At 65.2% G+C, this 24158-nt stretch carries 24 protein-coding genes; 16 read left to right on the forward strand and 8 right to left on the reverse strand.

Going from position 1 to position 24158, the window contains the following annotated elements:
- Positions 1-11: 11 nt before the first annotated feature.
- Positions 12-1331, forward strand: a complete 1320-nt coding sequence (locus RAD16_RS23645) for an MFS transporter (protein WP_458160249.1) — start codon at positions 12-14, stop codon at positions 1329-1331.
- Positions 1332-1372: 41 nt separating this feature from the next.
- On the opposite strand, the gene RAD16_RS23650 is transcribed toward RAD16_RS23645, so the two are convergent.
- From RAD16_RS23650 to fixL, 4 genes are all read right to left on the reverse strand, one after another.
- On the reverse strand, positions 1373-2071 hold the full coding sequence (locus RAD16_RS23650) for a helix-turn-helix domain-containing protein (RefSeq protein ID WP_458160250.1): 699 nt from the start codon (positions 2069-2071) through the stop codon (positions 1373-1375).
- Positions 2072-2294: 223 nt separating this feature from the next.
- Positions 2295-2717 (reverse strand): response regulator transcription factor, encoded by a 423-nt coding sequence (locus RAD16_RS23655; RefSeq protein ID WP_458160251.1) that lies wholly within the window; start codon positions 2715-2717, stop codon positions 2295-2297.
- Positions 2718-2761: 44 nt separating this feature from the next.
- Positions 2762-3379 carry a response regulator FixJ gene (fixJ, locus tag RAD16_RS23660; RefSeq protein ID WP_458160252.1) on the reverse strand — a complete coding sequence of 206 codons (618 nt, stop codon included), beginning with the start codon at positions 3377-3379 and terminating at the stop codon, positions 2762-2764.
- Positions 3380-3382: 3 nt separating this feature from the next.
- Positions 3383-4900, reverse strand: coding sequence for a sensor protein FixL (fixL, locus tag RAD16_RS23665; RefSeq protein WP_458160253.1), 1518 nt, complete (start codon positions 4898-4900; stop codon positions 3383-3385).
- A gap of 206 nt (positions 4901-5106) precedes the next feature.
- Here fixL and RAD16_RS23670 point away from each other — a divergent pair, with 206 nt between their 5' ends.
- The 10 genes from RAD16_RS23670 to ccoS all read left to right on the forward strand — a co-directional run bounded on the left by RAD16_RS23670 (position 5107) and on the right by ccoS (position 14643).
- Entirely contained in the window at positions 5107-5937 is an 831-nt protein-coding gene (locus RAD16_RS23670) for a universal stress protein (protein ID WP_458160254.1), read from the forward strand.
- 66 nt (positions 5938-6003) lie between these two features.
- Positions 6004-6429 carry a CBS domain-containing protein gene (locus RAD16_RS23675; RefSeq protein ID WP_458160255.1) on the forward strand — a complete coding sequence of 142 codons (426 nt, stop codon included), beginning with the start codon at positions 6004-6006 and terminating at the stop codon, positions 6427-6429.
- A 312-nt stretch (positions 6430-6741) separates the two neighbouring features.
- The gene (gene ccoN / locus RAD16_RS23680) at positions 6742-8391 is read left to right on the forward strand and encodes a cytochrome-c oxidase, cbb3-type subunit I (protein WP_458160256.1); all 1650 of its coding nucleotides are present in this window, start codon (positions 6742-6744) and stop codon (positions 8389-8391) included.
- A 10-nt stretch (positions 8392-8401) separates the two neighbouring features.
- Positions 8402-9136: a cytochrome-c oxidase, cbb3-type subunit II gene (gene ccoO / locus RAD16_RS23685; RefSeq protein ID WP_458160257.1), complete on the forward strand. Its 735-nt coding sequence runs from the start codon at positions 8402-8404 to the stop codon at positions 9134-9136.
- 13 nt (positions 9137-9149) lie between these two features.
- Positions 9150-9314 carry a CcoQ/FixQ family Cbb3-type cytochrome c oxidase assembly chaperone gene (locus RAD16_RS23690; RefSeq protein ID WP_027528922.1) on the forward strand — a complete coding sequence of 55 codons (165 nt, stop codon included), beginning with the start codon at positions 9150-9152 and terminating at the stop codon, positions 9312-9314.
- 6 nt (positions 9315-9320) lie between these two features.
- A complete protein-coding gene (ccoP, locus tag RAD16_RS23695) occupies positions 9321-10196 on the forward strand; it encodes a cytochrome-c oxidase, cbb3-type subunit III (protein ID WP_458160258.1) in 876 nt (291 codons plus the stop codon).
- 111 nt (positions 10197-10307) lie between these two features.
- Complete coding sequence (ccoG, locus tag RAD16_RS23700) at positions 10308-11774, forward strand: cytochrome c oxidase accessory protein CcoG (protein WP_458160259.1); 1467 nt, start codon at positions 10308-10310, stop codon at positions 11772-11774.
- Positions 11775-11789: 15 nt separating this feature from the next.
- Complete coding sequence (locus RAD16_RS23705; RefSeq protein WP_326897109.1) at positions 11790-12275, forward strand: FixH family protein; 486 nt, start codon at positions 11790-11792, stop codon at positions 12273-12275.
- Between the two features lie 11 nt (positions 12276-12286).
- Complete coding sequence (locus RAD16_RS23710) at positions 12287-14476, forward strand: cation-translocating P-type ATPase (RefSeq protein WP_458160260.1); 2190 nt, start codon at positions 12287-12289, stop codon at positions 14474-14476.
- Positions 14476-14643, forward strand: coding sequence for a cbb3-type cytochrome oxidase assembly protein CcoS (gene ccoS, locus RAD16_RS23715; protein WP_008138466.1), 168 nt, complete (start codon positions 14476-14478; stop codon positions 14641-14643). The genes RAD16_RS23710 and ccoS overlap by 1 nt, the downstream gene beginning before the upstream one ends.
- Here the strand turns inward: ccoS and RAD16_RS23720 are convergent.
- Positions 14640-15842: an MFS transporter gene (locus RAD16_RS23720; RefSeq protein WP_458160261.1), complete on the reverse strand. Its 1203-nt coding sequence runs from the start codon at positions 15840-15842 to the stop codon at positions 14640-14642. The two genes, ccoS and RAD16_RS23720, sit on opposite strands and share 4 nt — an antisense overlap.
- Positions 15843-15939: 97 nt before the next feature.
- Positions 15940-16422, reverse strand: coding sequence for a cupin (locus RAD16_RS23725; RefSeq protein WP_458160262.1), 483 nt, complete (start codon positions 16420-16422; stop codon positions 15940-15942).
- A gap of 238 nt (positions 16423-16660) precedes the next feature.
- On the opposite strand from RAD16_RS23725, the gene RAD16_RS23730 reads away from it, so the two are divergent.
- Positions 16661-16945, forward strand: a complete 285-nt coding sequence (locus tag RAD16_RS23730) for a hypothetical protein (RefSeq protein WP_458160263.1) — start codon at positions 16661-16663, stop codon at positions 16943-16945.
- Between the two features lie 80 nt (positions 16946-17025).
- A complete protein-coding gene (locus RAD16_RS23735; RefSeq protein WP_458160264.1) occupies positions 17026-17742 on the forward strand; it encodes a peroxiredoxin-like family protein in 717 nt (238 codons plus the stop codon).
- A 26-nt stretch (positions 17743-17768) separates the two neighbouring features.
- On the opposite strand, the gene RAD16_RS23740 is transcribed toward RAD16_RS23735, so the two are convergent.
- Complete coding sequence (locus tag RAD16_RS23740; RefSeq protein WP_458160265.1) at positions 17769-18650, reverse strand: LysR family transcriptional regulator; 882 nt, start codon at positions 18648-18650, stop codon at positions 17769-17771.
- Positions 18651-18851: 201 nt separating this feature from the next.
- On the opposite strand from RAD16_RS23740, the gene RAD16_RS23745 reads away from it, so the two are divergent.
- On the forward strand, positions 18852-19988 hold the full coding sequence (locus RAD16_RS23745; RefSeq protein WP_458160266.1) for a patatin-like phospholipase family protein: 1137 nt from the start codon (positions 18852-18854) through the stop codon (positions 19986-19988).
- Positions 19989-20064: 76 nt separating this feature from the next.
- The gene (locus tag RAD16_RS23750; protein ID WP_458160267.1) at positions 20065-21015 is read left to right on the forward strand and encodes an oxygenase MpaB family protein; all 951 of its coding nucleotides are present in this window, start codon (positions 20065-20067) and stop codon (positions 21013-21015) included.
- A gap of 233 nt (positions 21016-21248) precedes the next feature.
- On the opposite strand, the gene glgA is transcribed toward RAD16_RS23750, so the two are convergent.
- Complete coding sequence (glgA, locus tag RAD16_RS23755) at positions 21249-22664, reverse strand: glycogen synthase GlgA (protein WP_458160268.1); 1416 nt, start codon at positions 22662-22664, stop codon at positions 21249-21251.
- A 183-nt stretch (positions 22665-22847) separates the two neighbouring features.
- Between glgA and RAD16_RS23760 the strand changes: the two genes are divergently transcribed.
- Positions 22848-24044, forward strand: a complete 1197-nt coding sequence (locus tag RAD16_RS23760; protein WP_458160269.1) for a CaiB/BaiF CoA transferase family protein — start codon at positions 22848-22850, stop codon at positions 24042-24044.
- The last annotated feature ends 114 nt before the right edge of the window (positions 24045-24158 follow it).

The raw sequence follows: 24158 nt of genomic DNA on the forward strand, positions 1-24158 counted from the left end.
GATGGCCGCCGGTGCTGTTGTCGAGAAAGCCGAACCATGCCGCCGAGGATCGTGCCGGCCGCGTTGAGCAGCACAACGTCGTTGTGCCGCCGCCTGCGGGCATCCCGGCGCCGTCGCGCCAGAGCCTGCGCGGCCTCGACTGGTTCATCTTCTTCCTCGCCGACGTGCAGACCGGGTTCGGCCCGTTCATCGCGGTCTATCTGACGACGCAGAAATGGACCCAGGTCGAGATCGGCCTCGTTTTGTCGATCGGCGGCATCGTCGCGCTGATCGGGCAGATGCCGGGCGGCGCCATCATCGATGCCGCAAAGTCCGAGCGGCTGGTGGCGGCGCTGGCGATCGTGACGATCGGCTTCTGCGCGCTGGCCTATGCGGCAATGCCGATCTTCGCAGTGGTGGTGACGGCGGCGACGCTGCATGCAGCCGCGAGCTGCGTGCTGGGGCCGGCGATTGCCGCGATCAGTCTCGGTCTCGTCGGCCCGCTCGCGATCAGCGAACGGCTCGGCCGCAATGCGCGCTTTGCCTCACTCGGCAATGGCGTTGCCGCCGCGGTGATGGGCACCGCCGGCTATCTGCTGTCGAGCCGGTCGGTGTTCCTCGTCAGCTTCCTGCTGGCGATCCCGACCCTGATCGCACTCTCGCGCATCCGTGAGGAAGAGGTGGACATCGCGCGCTGTCACGGCGAGATGCCGCGCGAGGCGCCGATTCCCGGCGACACAAATATCTGGCATTTGATCCGGCAGAAGCCGCTGATCGTCTTTGCGCTGAGCGTGTTGCTGCTGCAGCTCGCCAACGCCGCGATGATGCCGTTGATGGCAAGCGCGGTGACGGCGCGTTCGAGCCAGTGGGCGACGGTGCTCGTCGCCTTCTGCATCGTCGTGCCGCAGGCGATCGTGGCGCTGTTGTCGCCGACCGTCGGCCGCAAGGCGCAGGCGTGGGGCCGGCGACCGTTGCTGCTGATCGGCTTCGGTGCGCTGACGATTCGTGGCCTGCTGTTCGCCACCGTGCGCGATCCGTATCTGCTGGTTGCCGTGCAGGTGTTCGACGGCATCACCGCGGCCGTGTTCGCGGTGATGATCCCTCTGATCGTCGCCGACGTCGCCTTCGGCAGCGGGCACTTTAATCTCGCCCAGGGCATCGTCGGCACCGCGACCGGGATCGGCGCATCGCTGAGCACGGTGCTCGGCGGCTATGTCAGCGACAAATTCGGCAATGCCACCGCCTTCATCGGACTGTCGGGTGTCGCTGCGACGGGCCTGTTGCTGATCCTCTTCGTGATGCCGGAGACGCGGCGCACGGGTCTGGTCGCGCCAAAAGAAATGGCCGGCTGAACGAAGTGAGCCGGCCAAGTCGGTGGGGAGGACGAAAAGGATCAGGCGTCGAGATTGTGCAGGCGCTGGCGGTTGCGCAGCACGATCTGGCGGGCGCCGGAGAAACCGAGAATGCCCTGGGCGTGGAGCTGCGACAGCGCGCGCGAGACGGTCTCCAGCGTCAGGCCGAGATAGTCGCCAATGTCGCGGCGGCACATCGGCAGCGCCATCATGCCGGCGACGGCAAGGCGGCGGTCCATTTCCAGCAGGAAGGTCGCGACGCGCTCCATCGCGGTCTTGCGTCCGAGCAGCAGCATGTGGTCTTCGGCGTGGCGCAGCTCGGAGGCGGTCATGGCCCAGAGCTTGCGGGCGACCTGCACGTCGGTGCCGGCGGCCTTCTCGAGGCTGGCGCGCTTCACGAGGCGGACATTGGTGTCGATGATGGCTTCAGCGGCGAGACGATGAGCCGGGCCGGATTCGAGGCCGAACACGTCGCCGGGAAGATGGAAGGCGCCGATCTGGCGACGGCCGTCGGAGAGGAGCTTGTAGCTGCGCACGGCGCCCGACACGACCTGGTAGACGTATTCGGCCGGCTCGTCCTCGCCGTAGATTTCCTCGTCCTTGCGGTAGGAGAACTCGGTGGCGACCAGGCCGACATGGCCGGCGATCGCGCCGAACTGATCGGTCACGGGATGGGCGGGAGCAATCTTGCCACCAATCTGGGTGTTGATCGCCTGGGTGTTGAGCGTCTGGGTCAGCATCTGCGCCATCTCCGTTGTGATGGCGCTTTGGTACGCGGTATCGGGTGGTTCGAAAATTTCGCGAGATATCTTAAGGGGGGCCCCTTACGTACATCCCCGTAGGTCATGGGGCGCGTAGCCCGGATGGAGCGAAGCGAAATCCGGGGCCGTCGGTTGCTGAAGCAGATCCCGGATTGCGCTGCGCTCCATCCGGGCTACGGGGACCTACATAGATTCCCGTAGGTCAATTCCGGCGCCGTTCCTGGATTGCACCACGGATGCGTCTAACCAGGCTTTCGTCCAGAAGCGGCTTCAAAATCACGTCCTTGACGCCTGCCGCGGCCGCCCGGGCCGAGATATTCCCGTCCGGATAGCCGGTGATCAGGATGACGGGGACGTCGGCGCCGGACTGGCGCAGCCGGCCAGCGAGCTCGATGCCGTTGATGTCCGGCATCTTGTAGTCGATCACATAGCAATCGGCACCCGGCGCCCCGCCGGCATTGAGCAGCGCGGTCGCATTCCTGAAGGTGCGCACGGCAAAGCCGTCGGTTTCCAGCAGGAACTGTAGCGAGCCCAGCACGGCGGCATCGTCGTCGACCACATAGACGGTGGGCTTTGCCGCTGACGCCATTGGGAGTCGCTGAGGGTGCGAGCCAATCTCGATCATGCAGCCTTGGCTATCACAGCCAAAACGGACGAACTTGACTTGCCTCAATCCTTGAGCATGCCGGCCCGCATCGCCAGCCGGACCAGCTCCGACAGGCTGTTGGCCTGCATCTTGGTCATGACGTTGGCCCGGTAGACCTCGATGGTGCGTGGGCTGATGTCGTATTCCCTGGCGATCAGCTTGTTGGAGAGGCCCGCGATCAGGCCTTCCATGACCTGGCGCTCTCTGGGGCTGAGGGAGGCGACGCGCGCGGCGATGTCCTGCGAGATCGCCTCGTTCTTGGCGGCCGGCTCGGCCTGGCGGATCGCGGTCTCGATCATGGTGGTGAGGCGGTCGTCCTCGAACGGCTTTTCGAGAAAATCGACCGCGCCGAGCTTCATCGCCTCGACCGCGAGCGGCACGTCGCCATGACCGGTCATGATCAGGATCGGAAACGGGCTCTGCTGCGCCTTCATCCGCTTCAAGAGCTCGATGCCGTCGAGGCCCGGCATGCGCACGTCGGAGACGATGCAGCCGAAGGCAAGACCGGGCAGGGCGTCGAGAAAACTCTGGGCATCGTCGAACAGCGTGACCCCGAAGCCGCAGGAATCCAGCAGGAAGTTCAGCGAGTCCCGCATCGCTGCGTCGTCGTCGATGACGTAGACATGTCCCTTGGTCGTCATAGCTCAGTTCTCGTCGGCTGCCGGCAAGGTGAAGCGGAATGTCGCGCCGCCCGACGCGTTGCTCTCGGCCCACATGCGCCCGCCGTGAGCCTCGATGATCGAGCGGCTGATGGACAGTCCGACGCCCATGCCGGTGTCTTTGGTGGTGAAGAAAGTCTGGAACAGGTTCGGGATGACGTCGTCCTGGAAACCGGAGCCGGTGTCGGAGACCTCGACCTCGATCATGTCGTCACCGACGCGCTTGTTGGCGACGACGAGCTCGCGCCGCTCGGAATGCGCCATCGCCTCCAGCGCGTTGCGGAACAGGTTGACCAGCACCTGTTGGATCTGCACGCGGTCGGCGAGCACGAGATCGGCGTCCGGATCGAGGCTGAAGCGGAGCTGCACGTTCTGCTCGCGCGCGCCGGCAAGCCCGAGCGCGCCGGCCTCCTCGATCAGCTTGGACAGGCTCTCGACCCGCTTTTCGGACTCGCCGCGCGAGACGAAGTCGCGCAGGCGGCGGATGATCTGGCCGGCGCGCAAGGCCTGCTCCGCCGCGCGATCCATCGCGCTCTCGATCTTCGGTGTGTTGGGATCGGTGCTGCCGGCGAGCAGCCGCCGTGATCCCTTCATGTAATTGCTGATCGCCGCCAGCGGCTGGTTGATCTCGTGGGCGAGCGCCGAGGCCATCTCGCCCATCGCGGTCAGCCGCGAGACGTGGACGAGCTCGGACTGCAGTTCCTGGAGCCGCGCCTGGGTCTGCTGGTGCTCGGTGAGGTCGCGGACGAAGCCGGTGAAATAGGGCTCGCCGCCGGACTGCATCTCGCCGATCGACAGATGCATCGGGAAGGTGGTGCCGTCGCGGCGCCTGCCGGTGACGATGCGGCCGATGCCGATGATGTGTGGGTCGTTGGTGCTGCGATAGCGCGCGATGTAGCTGTCGTGGCGGGTGCGATCCGGCTCCGGCATCAGGATGCTGACATTCTGGCCGATCGCCTCCTGCTCGGACCAGCCGAACAGGCGCTCGGCCGCGGTGCTGAACAGTTGGATGATGCCGCGGCCGTCGATGACGATCATGGCGTCGGGAATGGTGTGCAGGATGGAGCGGAGGTGGGTCTCGCGCGTGCGCAGCGCCTCCTCGACCTGCTTCTCCTCGTCGATGTCGAGGAGAATGCCGCTGAGATGGCGCGCGGCACCGGCATCGTCGCGAATCAGGCCGGCGCGGGCCCTGATCCATTTGCCCCGGTCCGAGTTGCCGGCAATCCTGAAGGAGACGTCAAAGCCGCCGCCGCGCTCAATCACCTGCCTGATCGCGCTCTCGATGCGCGCGCGATCCTCGGGCTCGAGACGCGACAGGAACAGGTCGTAGCTTGCAGGTTCGCCGCGCGCGATCCCGAGCAGCATCCGCGCGGTTTCCGACCATTCCAGCGCCCGCGTCGTGAGGTCGAGATCCCAGGCGCCGACGCCGAACCCCTCGATCCGGACCCGGAAATGCTCGCCGCGATGATCGTCCGGCGGATGCGTTACGCGGGTCGGCGACAAGTCACGGCTCCCATTGTGCAATCCGCGGCAAGGTGCCGCGAACATGCCGGCAATTTCGCCCAACGCCGCGCCGGAGGCAAGTTCCGATGTCTGATTCCGTTGGTGGATTTCCCGCGGCACGGCCCCGGGCAATTTGATCTATCTCATTCTGCTGGGCTGCCGCGGGCTTACACTTTCGTCAAAGCTCACCGCTCCGGAGATTCCCGATGACATACGCGACCGTAATGGTCAGCCTGGCACTGGATCAGCTCAACACTGCGCGCCTCCAGGTCGCGGGGGAACTCGCCGAACGGTTTGAGGCGGCGATCGTCGGGATCGCCGCTGCGCGTTTTGCCCCGCCGCTTTATTTCACCGATGGCGCCGAGGCCCAGCGCCTGATCGAACAGGAGGAGGGCTCCGTCAAGCGGCGCCTTGCCGAACTGGAGGCGCAATTCCGCGCCGCGACCAGGACGGGCAACGGGCGTGCGGAGTGGCGCAGCGCCATGGATTTTCCCGCACGATACGTCCTGGCACAGGCGCGCTGCGCCGACATCATCGTCAGCGGTGGGCAGGGCGCGACCTTCTCCGATGCCTTTTCGATGGCAAGCCCCAGGGATCTGGTGATGCAGACCGGCCGGCCGCTGCTGGTCGTGCCCGATCGAATCAACTGGCTCGATCTGCGCAGCGTGCTGGTGGCCTGGAAGGACACCCCGGAGGCGCGGCGGGCGGTGGCCGATGCGCTGCCGATGCTGCGCAAGGCGAAGGACGTTGTCGTCGTCGAGATTCCGGAGGCGGACGATGACCGCTCGGCGGTGATGGCGCATGTCAGCGACGTCGCCGCCTGGCTTGCCCGCCACGGCGTCACCGCGACGGCGCGGGTCCCGGAGGCGTGGAACGAAACCGCCGCCGTGCAATTGGAGAGGATCGCCGGCGATGTCGGAGCCGGCCTGATCGTCGCCGGTGCCTACGGTCATTCCCGCTTTCGCGAGCTGATCCTCGGCGGCGTCACTGAATATCTGATCACGCAAACCGCTCGCTGCGTGCTGTTGTCGCACTGACGGCAAGACACTGAAGGCAAGTCCTTGAAGGCTTGGCCGGCAGAGAACAATCAATGAGGACGCGCCGTGTACAAATTCCTTGAGCAGACCGTCGAAAGCTACATGACGCGCCAGGTCAAGTCGGTGCAGCGCGACCAGGATCTGCTCGCGCTCAGCGAGATGTTCGAGACCGACGATTTCAACTCCTATCCGGTCGAGGACGACGGTCAGGTCGTCGGCATCGTCACCAAATTCGATATCCTGAAGTGCTTTGCGTTCACGCCGAGCCAGATGCTGCCGCGCTATCACGAGCTGATGAGCCGCAAGATCGGCGACGTCATGACGCCGGAGTTCATCTATGTCAGCCCCGACACGCGGCTGACGCGCGTGCTCCAGATCATGGTCGAGCATCGCATCAGGAGCATCATCGTGCTCGACGGCGCGCAGAAGCTGGTCGGAATCATCGCCCGCGAGGACGTCATCGCCGCGCTCAAGGCGACCGCGCGCGACTGACTTCTTCCCTTCTCCCCTTGCGGGAGAAGGTGGCGCGAAGCGCCGGATGAGGGGTTCTCTCCACAGAAAGACTTTCCGTGCGGAGCCAACCCCTCACCCACATGGGCTTGTAGCACGGTCCTCGCTGCCCTCTCCCGCAAGGGGAGAGGGCGCTGCAACTTGCAGCGCGCGAAGCCCGGGGCACGGAATCGATATCGCTTTCCGATCCGCGCCGTCCCCGCATGAACAGAAATGCATGTGTCTTGATTTCAATCAATTCCCCGCGAGGGTGAATGTGGTTTCTGGCTCCGTGTTCTTTCAGAGAGAATCCGCATGAGCCAGCCCTCCATCTCCAAATCCATGACCATCGGTGAAAGCGGCCTGGCTGTCGTGTTCGCAGTCACCGCCTTCCTCTGCGTGATCGCCTCGGCCAAGGCGCTCGATGCGCCCTTTGCCTTCCATGCCGGGGTCAGCGCGGCGGCGAGTCTCGCCGCGGTGTTCGTCATCATCAACCGCTACTTCGATCGGCCGGCGGAGCTGCCGCCGCAGGAGATCAACGGGCGCCCCAATTACAACATGGGCCCGATCAAGTTCACCGCCGTCATGGCGATGTTCTGGGGCATCGCGGGATTCCTGGTCGGCCTCATCATCGCCTCGCAGCTGGCCTGGCCGGCGCTGAACTTCGATCTGCCCTGGACCAGTTTCGGCCGCCTGCGGCCGCTGCACACCTCGGCGGTGATCTTCGCCTTCGGCGGCAACGTGCTGGTCGGCACGTCCTTTTATGTCGTGCAGAAATCCTGCCGCGCGCGCCTCGCCGGCGACCTCGCGCCCTGGTTCGTCGTGATCGGCTACAACTTCTTCATCCTGGTCGCGGGCACGGGCTATCTGCTCGGCGTCACCCAGTCGAAGGAATATGCCGAGCCGGAATGGTATGCCGATCTGTGGCTCACGATCGTCTGGGTCACTTATCTCCTCGTCTTCCTTGCCACAATCATCAAGCGCAAGGAGCCGCATATCTTCGTCGCGAACTGGTTCTATCTCGCTTTCATCGTGACGATCGCCGTGCTGCATCTCGGCAACAATCCCGCGCTGCCGGTCTCGGTGTTCGGCTCGAAGTCCTACGTCGCCTGGGGCGGCATCCAGGACGCCATGTTCCAGTGGTGGTACGGCCATAACGCGGTCGGCTTCTTCCTGACCGCCGGCTTCCTCGCCATCATGTACTACTTCATCCCGAAGCGCGCGGAGCGGCCGATCTATTCCTATCGGCTCTCGATCATCCACTTCTGGGCGCTGATCTTCCTCTACATCTGGGCCGGTCCCCACCATCTGCACTACACGGCGCTGCCGGACTGGACGCAGACGCTCGGCATGACCTTCTCGATCATGCTGTGGATGCCCTCCTGGGGCGGCATGATCAACGGCCTGATGACGCTGTCGGGTGCCTGGGACAAGCTGCGCACCGATCCAGTGCTGCGCATGCTGGTGGTCTCCGTCGCCTTCTACGGCATGTCGACCTTCGAAGGCCCGATGATGTCGATCAAGGTGGTGAACTCGCTCAGCCACTACACCGACTGGACCATCGGCCACGTGCATTCCGGTGCGCTCGGCTGGGTCGGCTTCGTCTCCTTCGGCGCGCTGTACTGCCTGGTGCCGTGGGTCTGGAATCGCAAAGGCCTCTACAGCCTGAAGCTCGTCAACTGGCACTTCTGGATCGCGACGCTGGGCATCGTTCTCTACATCTCGGCGATGTGGGTGTCCGGCATCCTGCAGGGTCTGATGTGGCGCGCCTACACCTCGCTCGGCTTCCTCGAATATTCCTTCATCGAGAGCGTCGAGGCGATGCATCCCTTCTACATCATCCGCGCTGCCGGCGGCGGCCTGTTCCTGATCGGCGCGCTGATCATGGCCTACAATCTCTGGATGACCGTTCGCGTCGGCGAGCAGGAAGTCCAGATGCCCGTCGCGCTTCAGCCGGCGGAATGAGGAGTCTTCCATGTCGTTCTGGACACGCCACCAAGTCTTCGAAAAGAACTCGATCATCCTGATCGTCGGCATTTTGCTGGTGATCGCGATCGGCGGTCTCGTCGAGATCACCCCGCTGTTCTACCTCAAGAGCACGATCGAGAAGGTCGACGGCGTCAGGCCGTACACGCCGCTGGAGCTCGCGGGGCGCAATGTCTACGTCCGCGAAGGCTGCTATCTCTGCCATTCGCAGATGATCCGTCCGCTGCGCGACGAGGTCGAGCGCTACGGCCACTTCTCGCTGGCCGCCGAGAGCATGTTCGACCATCCGTTCCAGTGGGGCTCGAAGCGCACCGGTCCCGATCTTGCCCGCGTCGGCGCCAAATATTCGGACGACTGGCACGTTACCCATCTGACCAACCCGCGCGCCATCGTGCCGCAATCGGTGATGCCGGGCTATCCCTTCCTCGGCCAGAACGAGGTCGATCCGGACACGATCGCCGACCACATGAAGACGCTCCGTGCCGTCGGCGTGCCCTACACCGACGACCAGATCGCTAGCGCAGGCGCCGATCTGAAGGCCCAGGCCGATCCGGACAATGCCGGCAGCGACGCCTTCACCAAGCGCTACGCCAAGGCCGTCGTGCGCAATTTCGACGGCAAGCCCGGCACGCCGACCGAGATGGACGCGCTGATCGCATACTTGCAGATGCTCGGCACGCTGGTCGACTTCAAGATCTACAACGAGAAAGCCAATCTTCGCTGAGAAGGCATCAACGATGAAAGCTATCCTGACCCTCGACAATCTCGCGTCCGGTCTCGTCACCACGATCTGGACGCCGGTGTTCGTCGCGATCTTTCTCGCGATCATCGCCTACGCATTCTGGCCCCGCAACAAGGCCGCTTTCGACGAAGCGGCGAGCCTGCCGCTGCGGGAGGAGTAAGAGATCATGACCGATCATCATAGCGACATCGATTCCGTCACCGGCAAGTCCACGACCGGACATGAATGGGACGGCATCAAGGAGCTCAACACGCCGCTGCCGCGCTGGTGGGTGATCTCTTTCTACCTCACCATCGTCTGGGCGATCGGCTACTGGATCGTCTATCCGGCGTGGCCGCTGATCCAAGGCAATACCACCGGCCTGTTCGGCTATTCGTCGCGCGCAGACGTCGCCGTCGAGCTCGCCAATCTCGAGAAGATCCGCGGTGACAAGATGGCGGTGCTGGGCAAGGCCTCGCTCGCCGACATCGAGAAGGACCCGGCCTTGCTGGCGCTCGCCCGCGCCAAGGGCAAGACCGTGTTCGGCGACAATTGCGCGCCGTGCCACGGCAGCGGCGGCGCCGGCGCCAAGGGCTTCCCGAACCTGAACGATGACGACTGGCTGTGGGGCGGCACGCTCGACCAGATCATGCAGACGATCCAGTTCGGCGCCCGCTCGGGCCACGCCAAGACGCATGAGGGCCAGATGCTCGCCTTCGGCAAGGACGGCGTGCTGAAGAGCGACGAGATCGTCACGGTCGCCAACTATGTGCGCGCCCTGTCAGGCCTGTCGACCCGCGCCGGCAATGACGCCGCCAAGGGCGAGAAGATCTTTGCGGAGAATTGCGTCGCCTGTCACGGCGACGGCGGCAAGGGCAACCCGGAGATGGGCGCCCCGAACCTGACCGACAAGATCTGGCTCTACGGCTCGGACGAGGCGACCCTGATCGAGACCATCAGCCAGGGCCGCGCCGGCGTCATGCCGGCCTGGGAAGGGCGACTCGACCCCGCCACCATCAAGGCAATGGCGGTCTACGTCCACTCGCTGGGCGGCGGCAAATAACCAAGCAACTCCAAGCGGGGGCGAACAAAAACGCCCCCGTTTGAGCTGGATCAATCGACGCGGCGGCGCCGGGTCTAGGTTTAATCGCACCTTTTCGAGACGACTCAAGCGATGAACAAGACCGTGAACCCGAACGAGCTCACATCGGAAGACGACTACGGCCCGCTCTACGCGGCCCGCAAGAAGGTCTATCCCCAGAGTGTCTCCGGCACCTTCCGCCGGATCAAATGGGGCCTGATGGCGTTCTGCCTCGGCGTCTACTACTTCCTGCCCTTCGTTCGTTGGAACCGTGGCCTCGGCGCCCCCAGCCAGGCGGTGCTGATCGACCTGCCCAACAGCCGCTTCTATTTCTTCTTCATCGAGCTGTGGCCGCAGGAGGTCTACTACTTCACCGGCCTGTTGATCGTCGCCGCGCTCGCGCTGTTCCTGATGAACTCGGTGGGCGGCCGCATCTGGTGCGGCTATCTCTGCCCGCAGACGGTCTGGACCGATCTGTTCTACGCCGTCGAGCGCTTCGTCGAAGGCGATCGCCGCGAGCGGATGCGGAAAGACAAGGCGGCCGGCGCGCTGACGCTCAGGCGCGTCTCCGAGATCGCGCTCAAGAATTTCATCTGGCTCATGATCGCCTGGTGGACCGGCGGCGCCTGGGTGCTCTATTTCAGCGACGCCCCGACGCTGGTGAAGGACCTGCTGAGCTTCCAGGCGCCGATGACGGCCTATATCTGGATCGGCATCCTCACCGCGACGACCTTCGTGCTCGCCGGCTACATGCGCGAGCAGGTCTGCACCTATATGTGCCCCTGGCCGCGCATCCAGGCCGCACTCACCGACGAATGGGCCCTCAACGTCACCTATCGCTACGACCGCGGCGAGAAGCGCACCTCGGTGAAGAAGGCCGCCGAGCTGCGCGCGCTCGGCGAGCATGTCGGCGACTGCGTCGATTGCTATCAGTGCGTCGCGGTGTGCCCGACCGGAATCGACATCCGCAACGGACCGCAGATGGAGTGCATCCAGTGCGGGCTCTGCATCGACGCCTGCGACAACGTCATGACCAGGATCGGCCGGCCGACGCGGCTGATCGGCTACGACAACGACATCAACATCCAGCGCCGCCAGGAAGGCAGGGCGCCGGTCTATCGCATCGTCCGCCCGCGGACGATGATCTACAGTGCGATCATCGCGGCCGTCGGCGGCTTCATGGTCTATACGCTGGCGACGCGCAGCCTGCTCGACGTCAACGTGCTGCACGACCGCAATCCGGTCGCGGTCAAGCTCAGCGACGGCTCGATCCGCAACGCCTACACGGTGCGGCTGCTGAACAAGAGCGGCTACGACCGCGTCATCGCCATCGACGCGGACGGTCCGGTCAATCTGACCACGCATGTCGTCGGCGTCGATTCGGTGACGCCCGACAGGCCGATGATCGTGATCCCGCGCGACACCACCAGTGAGCTGCGCCTGCTGGTTACCGCGCCCGCGGACGGCAATCCGGAGAAGTCGATCCCCGTGCGCTTCCGCGTCACCGACGTCGGTCTCGGCGAAGTTGCAACCGCCACCGACAATTTCGTCGCGCCGTAAGTTCAGGAGACTGCCATGGCCGCCAAGCCGCTGACCGGAACCAAAGTGTTCCTGATGCTGGTCGCCTTCTTCGGGCTCGTGATCGGCGTCAACGTGACCATGATGAAGCTCGCGATCGCGACGCTGCCGGGCACCGACGTCGACAGCCCCTATGCAGCAGGTCTCACCTATGACCGCGAGATCGCCGCGGCGCAGGACCAGGCCGCGCGCAAATGGCAGGTCAACGCCCATATCGAGCGCCGCGCCGATGGCGCCGCCACGCTCCAGGTCGATGCCCGCGACGCCAAGGGCCAGCCGATGAGCGGCCTGAAATTCGGGGGCCGTCTGGAAAGGCCGACCGACAAGCGCGCCGATCTCCAGCTCGATCTCTCGGAATCCGGCATCGGCATCTATCGCGGCAATGTCGCCTCCGTCGCGCCGGGCCAATGGGACCTCGTGATCGAGGGCGAGGCGCGCGGCACGCGCGTGTTCATGTCGCGTAACCGCGTGATCCTGAACTAAAGGAGCTCGCCATGCAGGTCACGCGGGATTTCTCTCACTATGTCCGCGCCGCGGGCGAGGGCCTCCAGCATATCGATCTCGCGGTCGAGGGCGTTCACTGCGCCGGCTGCATGGCCAAGATCGAGCGCGGACTGTCGGCCATCCCTGATGTCACGCTGGCGCGCGTGAATCTCACCGACCGCCGTGTCGCGCTGGAATGGAAGCAAGGCACACTCGACCCCGCCCGCTTCATCGATCGCCTCGAAGAGCTCGGCTACAAGGCCTATCCCTACGAGACCGAAAGCGCTGAAATGGCCGAGGTCGCCGAATCCCGCTTCCTGCTGCGCTGCCTCGGCGTCGCCGCGTTCGCCACCATGAACGTGATGATGCTGTCGATTCCGGTATGGTCCGGCAACGTCTCGGACATGCTGCCGGAGCAGCGCGACTTCTTCCACTGGCTGTCGGCGCTGATCGCACTGCCGGCGGCGGCCTATGCCGGCCAGCCGTTCTTCCGCTCGGCATGGCGCGCGCTGTCGAACAAGACCACCAACATGAATGTGCCGATCTCGATCGGCGTGTGCCTTGCGCTCGGCATGTCCGTGGTCGAGACCATCCACCACGCCGAGCACGCCTATTTCGACGCCGCGATCATGCTGCTGACCTTCCTGCTGGTCGGCCGCTTCCTCGACCAGAACATGCGACGGCGCACCCGCGCGGTTGCCGGCAATCTCGCCGCGCTCAAAGGCGAGACCGCGGCCAAGTTCGTCGGGCCCGACGAGATATCTCAAGTACCGGTGGCGGCGATCCATCCCGGCGACATCGTGCTGCTCCGGCCCGGCGAGCGCTGCGCGGTCGACGGCACCGTGATTGAGGGGCGCTCCGAGATCGACCAGAGCCTGATCACCGGCGAGACGCTCTATGTCACGGCGGAGCAGGGCACGCCTGTCTATGCGGGCTCGATGAACATTTCCGGCACGCTGCGGGTGCGGGTCTCGGCCGCCTCCGAGGCGACGCTGCTCGCCGAGATCACGCGGCTGCTCGACCACGCGCTGCAGGCCCGCTCGCGCTACATGCGGCTCGCCGATCGCGCCTCGCGGCTCTATGCGCCGGTGGTGCATGCGACCGCGCTCGTCACCATTCTGGGCTGGGTCATTGCAGGTGCGAGCTGGCACGATGCGATCGTAACAGGCGTTGCCGTGTTGATCATCACTTGTCCTTGTGCGCTCGGCCTTGCCATTCCGACCGTGCAGACGGTGGCCTCGGGCGCAATGTTCAAGGCCGGTGTCCTGCTCAATGCGGGCGACGCGATCGAGCGGCTGGCAGAAGCCGACCACGTCATCTTCGACAAGACCGGCACGCTGACGCTGCCCGATCTTGAGGTGATCAACGTGGCCGACATTCCCGCCGACATCTTCGAGCTCGCCGGCCGGCTGGCGCTGTCGAGCCATCATCCGGTGGCCGCTGCGGTCGCACAGGCCGCGGGCGCAAGGTCGCCGGTCGTCGGCGCGGTCGAAGAGGCTGGGCAGGGCGTGCGCGCGACGGTGGACGGCATCGAGATCCGTTTGGGCCGTCCGTCCTTCTGCGGCGCCGACGGACTCGTCGGCTTGACCGACGATCTCGACCCCGAAGCCTCCATCGTCGCGTTCAGCAAGGGCACCGCGAAGTTCATCCTCTCGGTGCGCCAGGGCCTGCGCCCGGATGCGCAGGCCGTGATCGCGGCGCTGAAGGATCGTCACATCGGCATCGAGATCCTGTCCGGCGACCGCGAGGCGGCGGTGATCGCCGCTGCTCGTGCGCTCGGCATCGCCGAATGGCGCGCCGGCGTCACCCCGGCCGACAAGATTGCCCGGATCGAGGAGCTGAAGCGGCGCGGCGCAAAGGTGCTGATGGTCGGCGACGGTATGAACGATGCGCCCTCGCTGGCGGCGGCGCATGTCTCGATGTCGCCGATTTCGGCCGCCCATCTCAGTCAGGCCACCGCCGATCTGGTCTTCCTCGGCCGGCCGCTGGCTCCCGTCGTCGCCGCCATCGATTCCGCGCGCAAGGCGCTGCATCTGATGCGGCAGAACCTCTGGCTTGCGATCGGCTATAATGTGCTGGCCGTGCCGGTTGCGATCAGTGGCGTCGTCACGCCCCTGATTGCCGCGGCGGCCATGAGCGGATCGTCGATCCTGGTGATGCTGAATTCGCTGCGCGCGCGCAGCGCGCGGGAGATCACGTAATGGAGATCCTGGTCATCCTGGTGCCGCTGGCGCTGATGCTCGGAGGGGCCGGTCTCGTCGCTTTCCTCTGGTCGTTGCGCAGCGGCCAGTACGACGATCTCGACGGCGCCGCCTGGCGCGCCATCGCCGACGACGAGCCGCCGCAGGAAGCCCCGGTCAAGCGTTAGCGCTCCAAGGCGAAGGTGAGCAAGGCCGCGCCCGCGAGTGCCGCTCCCACGCCGGCCACGCAGGCGTGCCAGCCGAAAGCATCGAACAGTCGACCGAGCACGGCCGTGCCGATGAGTCCTCCGCAAAAGTAGCACGCAAGATAGGAGCCGCTGGCGACGCCGCGATTGTCGGTCGCAGTCTGTCCGACGAATCCGGTGGCGGCGGCTTGCGCGAAGAATGTCCCGACACCGACCAGGATCATCCCGGCAAGCACTTCCCCCAGGCGAGCGGTCAGCATCAGCGGCAAGCCGATTCCGGCAACGGCAAGTGCGCCCCAGATTGCCGGCCGGGTCCCGAGGCGCGCGGCCACCCTGCCGGCCAGCAAGGTCGTGATCACCGATGGCAGGAAGACGAAATAGACGAGGCCGAGGTCCATCATGCCCAGCGACAGCGGCGGCCGGACCAGCACGAAGTTGACGAATGTGAAGGTACCGATGAAGGCGAATAGGATGCAGAAGCCGATCCCAAAGGCGGCGCGGAGTTGCGGATTGCGCCAGTGAGCGATCATGGCGGCCAGCGGCGATCCCGTCGGCGTCATCGCATGTATCGGCCGTACGCGCTTGATGGTGAAATAGACCAGCACGGCGCCGGCCAGATTGAGCGCCGCGAAGAAGTAGAAATTCCAGGCGAGGCCAAAGCCGTCGGCGACCGCTGCCGAGATCAGCCGGCCGACGAGGTTGCTCGCGACATTGCCGGTGATGTAGGCGGCGAACGCACCGCCCGCGTCCATGGCGCTGCATTGCTCACCGAGATGAGCGAGGGTGAGTGCAAAGGCAGACGCCATGCACAGGCCCTGGGCAACCCGCAAGGTCGTGAAGACGGCAAGATTGGGGGCGGACGCCAGCAGGCTGGTGGGGATCGCCAGAAGCAGAAGGCTTACCAGGATGCCGGTCCGGCGGTTGATGTGCGGGCTGAAGAAGCCGACGATGAGGCTCGCAATGGCCATGCCGAAGGTACTGGCGTTGACCGCAAATCCCATCGCCGCCGGCGTCACGCCATAATGGCGCGTCAGCGAGGGCAGGATCGCCTGCGTCGCGAAGAGGTCGACGACGGTCAGGAATGCTGTCAGGCCGATGACGAGCGAGCGAAATACGAGCCCCGGGGAATGCTCGTCCATCGTCATTGCGCTCGGCTCGATGGGTGCCGAAAGGTCGGTCATGGCACGTCTCTCCGGTGAAGGATGTGGCGCCCGGCATGCTGGGCAGCATGGAATTCCGGGCGCCACGGTAACGAGCTGGCTGGGGCCGGCGCGCTCGTTACATGTTGTGGTCGTGGGGATCCTTGCGGACATCGCCGACATAGAGAATGACAGTCTCCTTGCCGAGGTTTTTCCACCAATGCGAGGTGCCGTAGACTTCGGGACGGATGTCGCCGGCCTTGTGCACGATCGGATCGATGCAGTTGGAGGCATATTCGAATATCTCGCCTTGCTGCACGAAGATCAGGGCAGGACGATCGTCATGGCTGTGCCAGGGCACGATGCCGCCGGGCTCGATTGTGAGCTTGCGAAAGCGCAGCTCGCGCCCCTCGATATGAGCAGGCTGCTTGCCGAGGTCGATCGCACCGAGCGTGACGTCGGTAACGCCGACCGGCTTGTAGTCCACCATCTGCTGCGCGTTCGGCTTGATCTTGTCAGCCGGGCATTCGCCGGCGGACACCGGCTGCGCCGAGAGCGCCAATGCGCCGGCAACGGCAAGGCCGGGCCAGATCAGGCGCGACAAGGTGTGGCTCGTGGACATGGGGAGGTCTCCTGTGTTGGCCGCAACCTCGCTGGTTGCAGGCTATGGCAGGAGCTTCACCGGGATCGTACTGAACCTGAAATACCGGCTTGCTCTCGATGCGATAGCTGCGCGCTATGTCGATGCGCGGCGGCTATTGAACCGATTGCGCATCGGCATTTCCGCTTCCGGGGTGTCTGGCATCCGATGGCAGTGCGCCCGATTGGCGGGCGTTGACGTCAATCGGGAGGAGCATTCCATGACGAAATTGTCCAAGACCATGATCGCCACCGCCGCCTTTGCGGTCATTGCAACGTCCGCCTTCTCGGAGGCCGCCTGGGACTTCAAGGCCGGCATGGCCTATGTCTATGGCGGGCCGGGCAAGATGTCGGCGATGGCCATGGCCCCGGCCGAGAAGAACCACGAGGCCATGATGAAGAATGCCAAGAAGGTTCCGGAGAACACCGTCTTCTTCATGGACAACGGCACGCTGTACTCGACGTCGGGTCGGCTCGACCCGACCGGAAACTTCTACGTGAACTGAATCAACCCGGGCATCGCGGCCGCCCCTTGCGGGCGGCCGAACCGGGAAACTAGTATTCTCCAGGAATGCCGGAGCGGAAGATGACGTCTCTCTCGCCAGCCGACGCCGAGCGGCTCAGGTCTGCCTTCCTGCGTTGCCGCGACATGGACGGCACGCTGAACGAGCAGCTCCGCGCCTATGCCGATGCCAGCCGCGAGGTCTTCCCGGCCTATGGTGAGGCGGTCGATCGCCTGGTGGCGCGATTGGGCGGAAACGGCGGTGGCGAGACCGCCCCGCGGCCCGGCGATGCGATGCCGCCGTTCATGCTGCCCGACGAGACAGGACGCCTGGTAGCGCTGTCCTCGCTATTGGAGCAGGGGCCGGTCGCGGTGATGTTCTTCCGCGGACACTGGTGCCCCTATTGCCGGCTCAACATGAGGGCAGTGGCCCGGGCTTGGGCGCGCATCAGGGCGATGCGAGCGCAAGTCATTGCCATCATGCCCGAGATCCAGGAGTTCACGGAATATCTCAAGGACGATGCCGACGCGCGGTTTCCGATCCTGACCGATCTCGACAACGGCTATGCGCTGTCGCTGAACCTTGCGATCTGGCTCGGCGCCGAGATTCAGCAATTGCTGTCGTATCACGACATGGCGAGGTTTCACGGCAATGATGGCTGGATGTTGCCAATCCCGGCTGTGTTCGTGGTCGGTCGCGATGGAATCGTCAAGGCGCGCTTTGTCGATCCCGATTTCCGCAAGCGCATGGAGATCGACGATCTGCTTGCCGCACTGGAGAGCGCTGGCGGCGCTTGCTGACGAGCGCCTCGCACCGCCTCGCAGGCTCAGCCCGCAATCGCTCGCCAATCCGCAGCGCGCAGCATACGCATCACGGCGTTGGCCACCGCGGTGCGCTGACGGCCGGCCACGCCGTAAAGGCTGACGGTGCGGCGGGCGTCCAGCCCGGTGACGATAGCGCGCGTTAGCCTTTCCGGAACGGGTGAAGTGTGTGGTACCATGGCGACACCGATATCGGCTTCGACGAGCTCGATCAGATCGCGCTCGCTCGAAATCTCATGCCCGTGTTCGATGCCGTGCCGGCGCAGGCTTGCGGAAATCCGGCCGGAATGCTCGCAGAAAGTCCGGCTCAGCAGCTGTTCCGCGCGTAGATCATCGAGCTCGATGTTGCTGCGGCCGGCCAGCCGGTGTCCTTCGCTGACGACCAGCTCGAAGCTCTCGGTGAACAGCGGCCACACATCGAGCCGGTCCCAGGCTTCGTCGACCTCGGCGGCGATGCCGAGCTCGGCTTCGCCCTTCTTCAGGAATTCGCCGACCTCGCGGCTGGTCCCGCGCAGGAAGCGCAGTTCAAGCCGGTTGAACTGCCGTTTGATCTCGTTGAGATGCGGAATGAGCAGCGCCAAGTCGATCGAATGGGTCAACGCAATACGCAGCGCGCCGATCTCCCCGCTCTTGAACGAGGAGGCGAGCGAGCGCGCGCCAGCGGCGGCGTCATAGCACTGCTTGAGCAGCGGATGCATGCGCTGGCCGAGCTCGGTCAACTGGGCAGCCGGGCGTTCGCGGCGGAACAGGTCGCCGCCGAGCTCGGCCTCGAGCTGCTTGATCGCGCGCGTCAGCGAGGGCTGCGTCACGTTGCACTCCTCGGCGGCGCGCGTGAAATTCAACAGCTGCGCAACCGCGAGGAAATAGCGGACCTGGTGCATTTCCATGGATCGGCTCCCGGCGTGATCGGCCGGAATCTACCCGATCGCGGCCGCCAATGACATCCCGCCCGCGATAGCGACCGGGCATGGATTCGAAAGCCAGCCGGCATTCCAAAAGGTCCTGCGATCTTCTAGAACGATGGTGTGTAACAAGATCGCCGCGGCCGGCGAATATTCGACCAGGGGCGGGCTCAACAGGAGCTAACCATGAGCGGCGCGAAGGGCAAAGGTGCGGATATCCCGGGACAGGTCGTGCTGGTGTTGCAAGGCGGCGGTGCGCTCGGTTCCTATCAGGCGGGCGTCTACCAGGCCCTGCACGAGGCGGGCATCGAGCCGGACTGGGTCATCGGCACCTCGATTGGCGCGATCAATGGCAGCCTGATCGCCGGTAACGCGCCGGAGAACAGGCTCGCGCGCCTGAGAGAGTTCTGGAAGCGGATGGAGCAGAGTCCGGCCTGGACATTTGGCGGCGCCTTTCCCGACTTCGATGACAAGCTGGCTTATTGGTCGACCGTCACGGGCGGCATTTCCGGCTTCTTTACGCCCAATCCGCTGGCGCATGCGGGGGATTCCTTTCCGCTCGGCGCCGATCACGCCGGCTATTATTCGACCGCGCCGCTGGAGTCGACGCTGCGCGAACTGGTCGATTTTGGCCTTGCCAATCGCTGCGCGCCGCGCCTGACGGTCGGTGCGGCTCATGTCGGCACCAGCGAGATGCGCTATTTCGACAGCCGCGACGGCGAGCTGACGGTGAAGCACATCATGGCCTCGGGTGCGCTGCCGCCGGCCTTCCCGGCGGTGCGTATCGACGGCGAGCTTTATTGGGACGGCGGCATCCTGTCGAACTCGCCGACGGAAGCGGTTTTCGAGGACAATCCGCGCAGGAATTCGCTGATCTTCTCCGTGCATCTGTGGAATCCGGTCGGTGCCGATCCGGCGACGATGGGGGAGGTGCTGAACCGGCACAAGGACGTGATGTACTCCAGCAGGATCACGAGCCAGATCGAGCGCCAGCAACAGGCCCATCGCCTGCGCCATGTCATCAACCAGCTTGCGGCACGCTTGCCCGAGAGCGAGCGCGACGACCCCGCCGTGCGCGAGCTCGCAAGCTATGGCTGCGCGACCCGCATGCACGTGGTGCGGCTGCTGGCGCCGCAGCTCGATCGTGAGACCCACACGAAGGACGTCGACTTCAGTCCGTCCGGCATCTCGCGGCGCTGGCACGCCGGCTACGCTCACACGAAGTCTGTGCTCGCGCGAAGACCTTGGATCGGCGAATTCGATCCGCTGGCCGGCGTGGTGCTGCACGAGCAGATCGACGAGATGCCGATGGCGGCGGAATAGGGCTGCGTCCGTCGTTCATCGAATTGCCACAGGCTCCGCGGATCGTAAGCGGTCCGCAGTCGATGAGGCTCTGCAAGTGGTGTCCGCGAACGATCTGGAATTGGCGCTCGATCAGGTCCGCATGAATGCGGCGGGACCGGTGCCGGGTGTGTTCGGTCCTGACACGGTGACCTGGCGGATCGACCGGGAAGCCGTGATCTTTCTCGGCGCCGGGCGCGCGCTGCTGCTTCAACTGGCTCATCCATGGGTCGCGGCCGCCATCGCCGAGCACTCAAAAACCTTTGCCGATCCGATCGGCCGCTTTCACCGTACCTTCGACATCGTCTTTGCCATGGTGTTCGGCTCGCTCGACCGGGCCTTGCTGTCGTCGCGGCAATTGCACCGGCGGCACAGCATGATCGTCGGCGAGATGCCCGAGACGGTCGGGCCGTTCGCGGCCGGCTCGCGCTATTGCGCCAACGACATCCCGTCGCTGCGCTGGGTTCATGCCACGCTGGTCGAGACCGCGCTGATGGCACACGACCTGGTCCTGCCGCCGCTCTCGGTGGAGGAGCGCGAGCGCTACTGGATAGGGAGCCGGACGTTCGGCGCGCTGTTCGGATTGACGGGTGATGATCTGCCGGCGGATTGGGCCGGCTTTGCGGCCTATACGGCGGCGATGGTGCAGTCGGAGACGCTGACCGTCAGCCCGGCGGCACGCGAGATCGCCGCGCAGATTTTTGGCGGCGCGCGCCCGTGGCTGCGGCCGCCGCGCTGGTACCGCGCGCTCACGGCGCGGATGCTGCCGGAGCCGATACGTGCGGGCTTTGGGTTTGAGCTGAGCGAGCGTGACGCGAGGTCTGCCGACAACGCGCTCCGATGGATACGGCGCGTCTATCCGAAATTGCCTGACCGGCTGCGCTATGTCGGTCCCTACCAGGAAGCGCTGACGCGGCTGAATGGCGGGACCGGGCCCGACTGGATGACCCGCTGCCTCAACCGCGCCTGGATCGGCCGCCCGCAGATGGATGTGCGCGGGAAGGGGTGAGGGCTGCGCTGCTTTTAGTCCCGTCATCCCCGCGCAATGGCTTCGCCGTTGCGCGGGGATGACGGTGATGGAGTGGTGCGCGCTGCTCCTACATCGTCATTGCGAGCGTAGCGAAGCAATCCAGAATCTTTCCGCGGAGGGATTCTGGATTGCTTCGTCGCTTCGCTCCTCGCAATGACGGTGGTGAGAGAGGTGCGCTCGCAATGACGGAGTAAACGGAAGCGCCCCCGCCCTCACACCGACGCCAGCTTCCTGTACAGCGCGCTGTAGCTCCCCGCCGAAATGCTCCAGGAGAACGACCGGCCCATGGCGCTGCGGCGCATGGTGTCGAGCTGGTCCTGGGCCATGAAGGCCGAGAAGGCGCGGCGGACGCCGCCGAGGAAGGATTCGTGCGACGGCCGCGAGAACAGGAAGCCGGTCTCGCCGTCGGTGATGGTCTCGGCAAGGCCGCCGGTCTGGTGGCCGATCGGCAGCGATCCGAAGCGCTGGGCGTACATCTGGCTGAGGCCGCACGGCTCGAAGCGCGACGGCATCAGGGTAAAGTCGCTGCCGGCAAAGATGCGCCGGGCCTGGGCGTCGTTGAAGCCGATGGTGACGCCGATCGCATCGGGGCGGCGGCGATGGGCGTCGATCAGGGCCTGCTCGAGCGCGGGCTCGCCGGAGCCGGTGACCACGATCTGCCCGCCGGAATCGATGATCTCGTCGGCGGCCGACAGCACGAGGTCGATGCCCTTCTGGTGCACGAGGCGCGCGACGATCGCGAATATCGGCCCGCGCGAGACCGCCAGCCCAAACTGCTTGCGGACATAATCCGCGTTGGCCTTCTTGCCGACCCAGTCGCCGGCGCCGAACTGCTGGGCGAGCTGGGAGCAGGAGCGCGGGTCCCAGCTCTCGTCGATGCCGTTGAGGATGCCGGTGAGCTCGGCCGCATCGGAGCGGACGCGGAGCAGGCCTTCGAGGCCGCAGCCGAATTCCTCCGTCGTGATCTCCCGCGCATAGGTGCCGCTGACCGTGGTGAGATGCGAGGCGTAGACGAGGCCGGCCTTGAGGAAGGAGAGCTGGTCGTAGAACTCGACGCCGTCGATGTGGAAGGAGCTTTCGGGGACGCCAATTCGCCGCAGCGACTCCTTCGGGAAGAGGCCCTGATAGGCGAGGTTATGGATGGTCAGGATCGACGGCAGCTTGGAGCCGCGCCAGGCGAGATAGGCCGGCACGAGCGAAGCCTGCCAGTCATTGGCATGGATCAGGTCAGCTGCCCAATTCTTGTCCAGCTTGCCCATGGCCAGCTCAGCGGCTGCCGAGGCAAAGCGCGCGAAGCGGATGTCGTTGTCCGGCCAGTCGCGTCCGGACTCGTCGCCATAGGGGTTGCCGGGCCGGTCGTAGAGTTGCGAGCACAACAGCACGTAGACCGGCAGGCCGTCCTTGGTCGCGGCCCGGCCGAGCGAGCAGGCGGGCATTTCCGCGAATGCGGGGCAGCGTCCGACGATCTGAATATGCGTGAGTTGTTCGATGATGTCGCGATAGCCGGGCAGCATGATCCGGATATCGGCGAAGGGGCGGAGCGCTCGGGGGAGGGCAGCGGAAACGGCGCCCAGTCCGCCGACGCGGACGAAGTCATCCATCTCCGTGGTGACGAATAAGACCCTCAAGAACGATTGCCCTCTTCCGATCCCGATTGCTGCTATGCAAGATCGGGTCCAGTTGCCCCTGGAAATCTCAAGCCCCCCACGAGACGGGTTCGTTCGGTAAAGACTTTCCTACTCAGTCGCCGCCCTCTAGGGTCGGCGCACCAACAACAGAGAACGTTGATCGTTCCTAAGGGACCGCCGGGGATGCAGCTACCAGATAAGCACGAACACACGACGACAAAGGCCTTCGCGGGCCTGCGGGTGCTGGATTTCTCGACCACCATCGCCGGTCCCCATTGTGCGCGGATGCTTGCCGACATGGGCGCCGAGGTCATTAAGATCGAGACCGACGGCGGTGAGACGATGCGCACCCGGCCACCGCTGCGCAAGGGCTGCAGCACGGTGTTCGGCCAGCTCAATGTCGGCAAGAAGAGCGTCGTGCTCGACCTGAAGTCCGAGGACGGCCGGGAGGCGGTCCGCCGGCTGGTCGCGACGTCGGACATCCTGGTCGAGAATTTTCGCCCCGGCGTGATGCGCCGGCTGCGGCTCGACTACGACAGCCTGCGCCCGGCCAATCCCAGGCTGATCTATTGCTCGATCTCGGGCTACGGCCAGAGCGGCCCCTCGGCCGAGCTGCCGGCCTATGCGCCGGTGATCCATGCGGCCTCCGGCTACGACATGGCGCATCTCGCCTATCAGCCCGGGCGTGTCAGGCCGGACTATTGCGGCATCTATCATGCCGACGTCGTCACCGGCACCTACGGTTTTGGCGCGATCGCCTCTGCGCTCTATCAGCGCACCGTGACCGGGCGGGGCCAGCACATCGATGTCTCCATGCTGGAGTCGATGCTGAGCCTGACGGTGATCGAGCTGCAGAGCTCGCAATTTGCGGTGAAGCCGCCGCCGCGCCCGATGTTCGGTCCGACCGAGACGGCTGACGGCTACGTCATGATCACCGTCGCCAGCGAAAAGACGTTCCAGTGCCTGATGGGCGTGATCGGCCGTCCTGAATGGATCTCCGATGCGCGCTTCTCCAGCTATGCCCCGCGCCGCGAGAACTGGGCCGACATGATGGACGGTGTCGAGGCCTGGTCGAAGCAGCTCTCGACCGATGCATGTCTCGTTGGGCTCAGCGCGGCCGGCGTGCCGGCCTCGGCCTATCGCACCGTGTCCGAGGCGCTGGCCGATCCGCAGCTCGCGCATCGCCAGGCGCTCTCCGCGGTGGAGGACGGAGGCGGCTCGTTCCAGGTGCTCAATCTGCCGTTCCGGATGTCGGGCGCCGACACCACGCCGGCGAAGATGATGGCCGAGCTCGGCGAGCATACTGCTGCGCTGCGCGACGAGGTCGGCCTGCCGAACGACGCGTCAATTCCGACAGGCAAAACAGCCGCGACACACTGAGCAACGTTGCGCCGCGTCGCGCACATGCGGCATTTGATCTCCGTCGTGTTCCTCTTGCCGTGGCGAGCATTTGTCGCCAATCTCGCGCCCGAGTCATTCAACGATCCGAAACAT

The organism is Bradyrhizobium sp. 18BD (assembly GCF_054185225.1).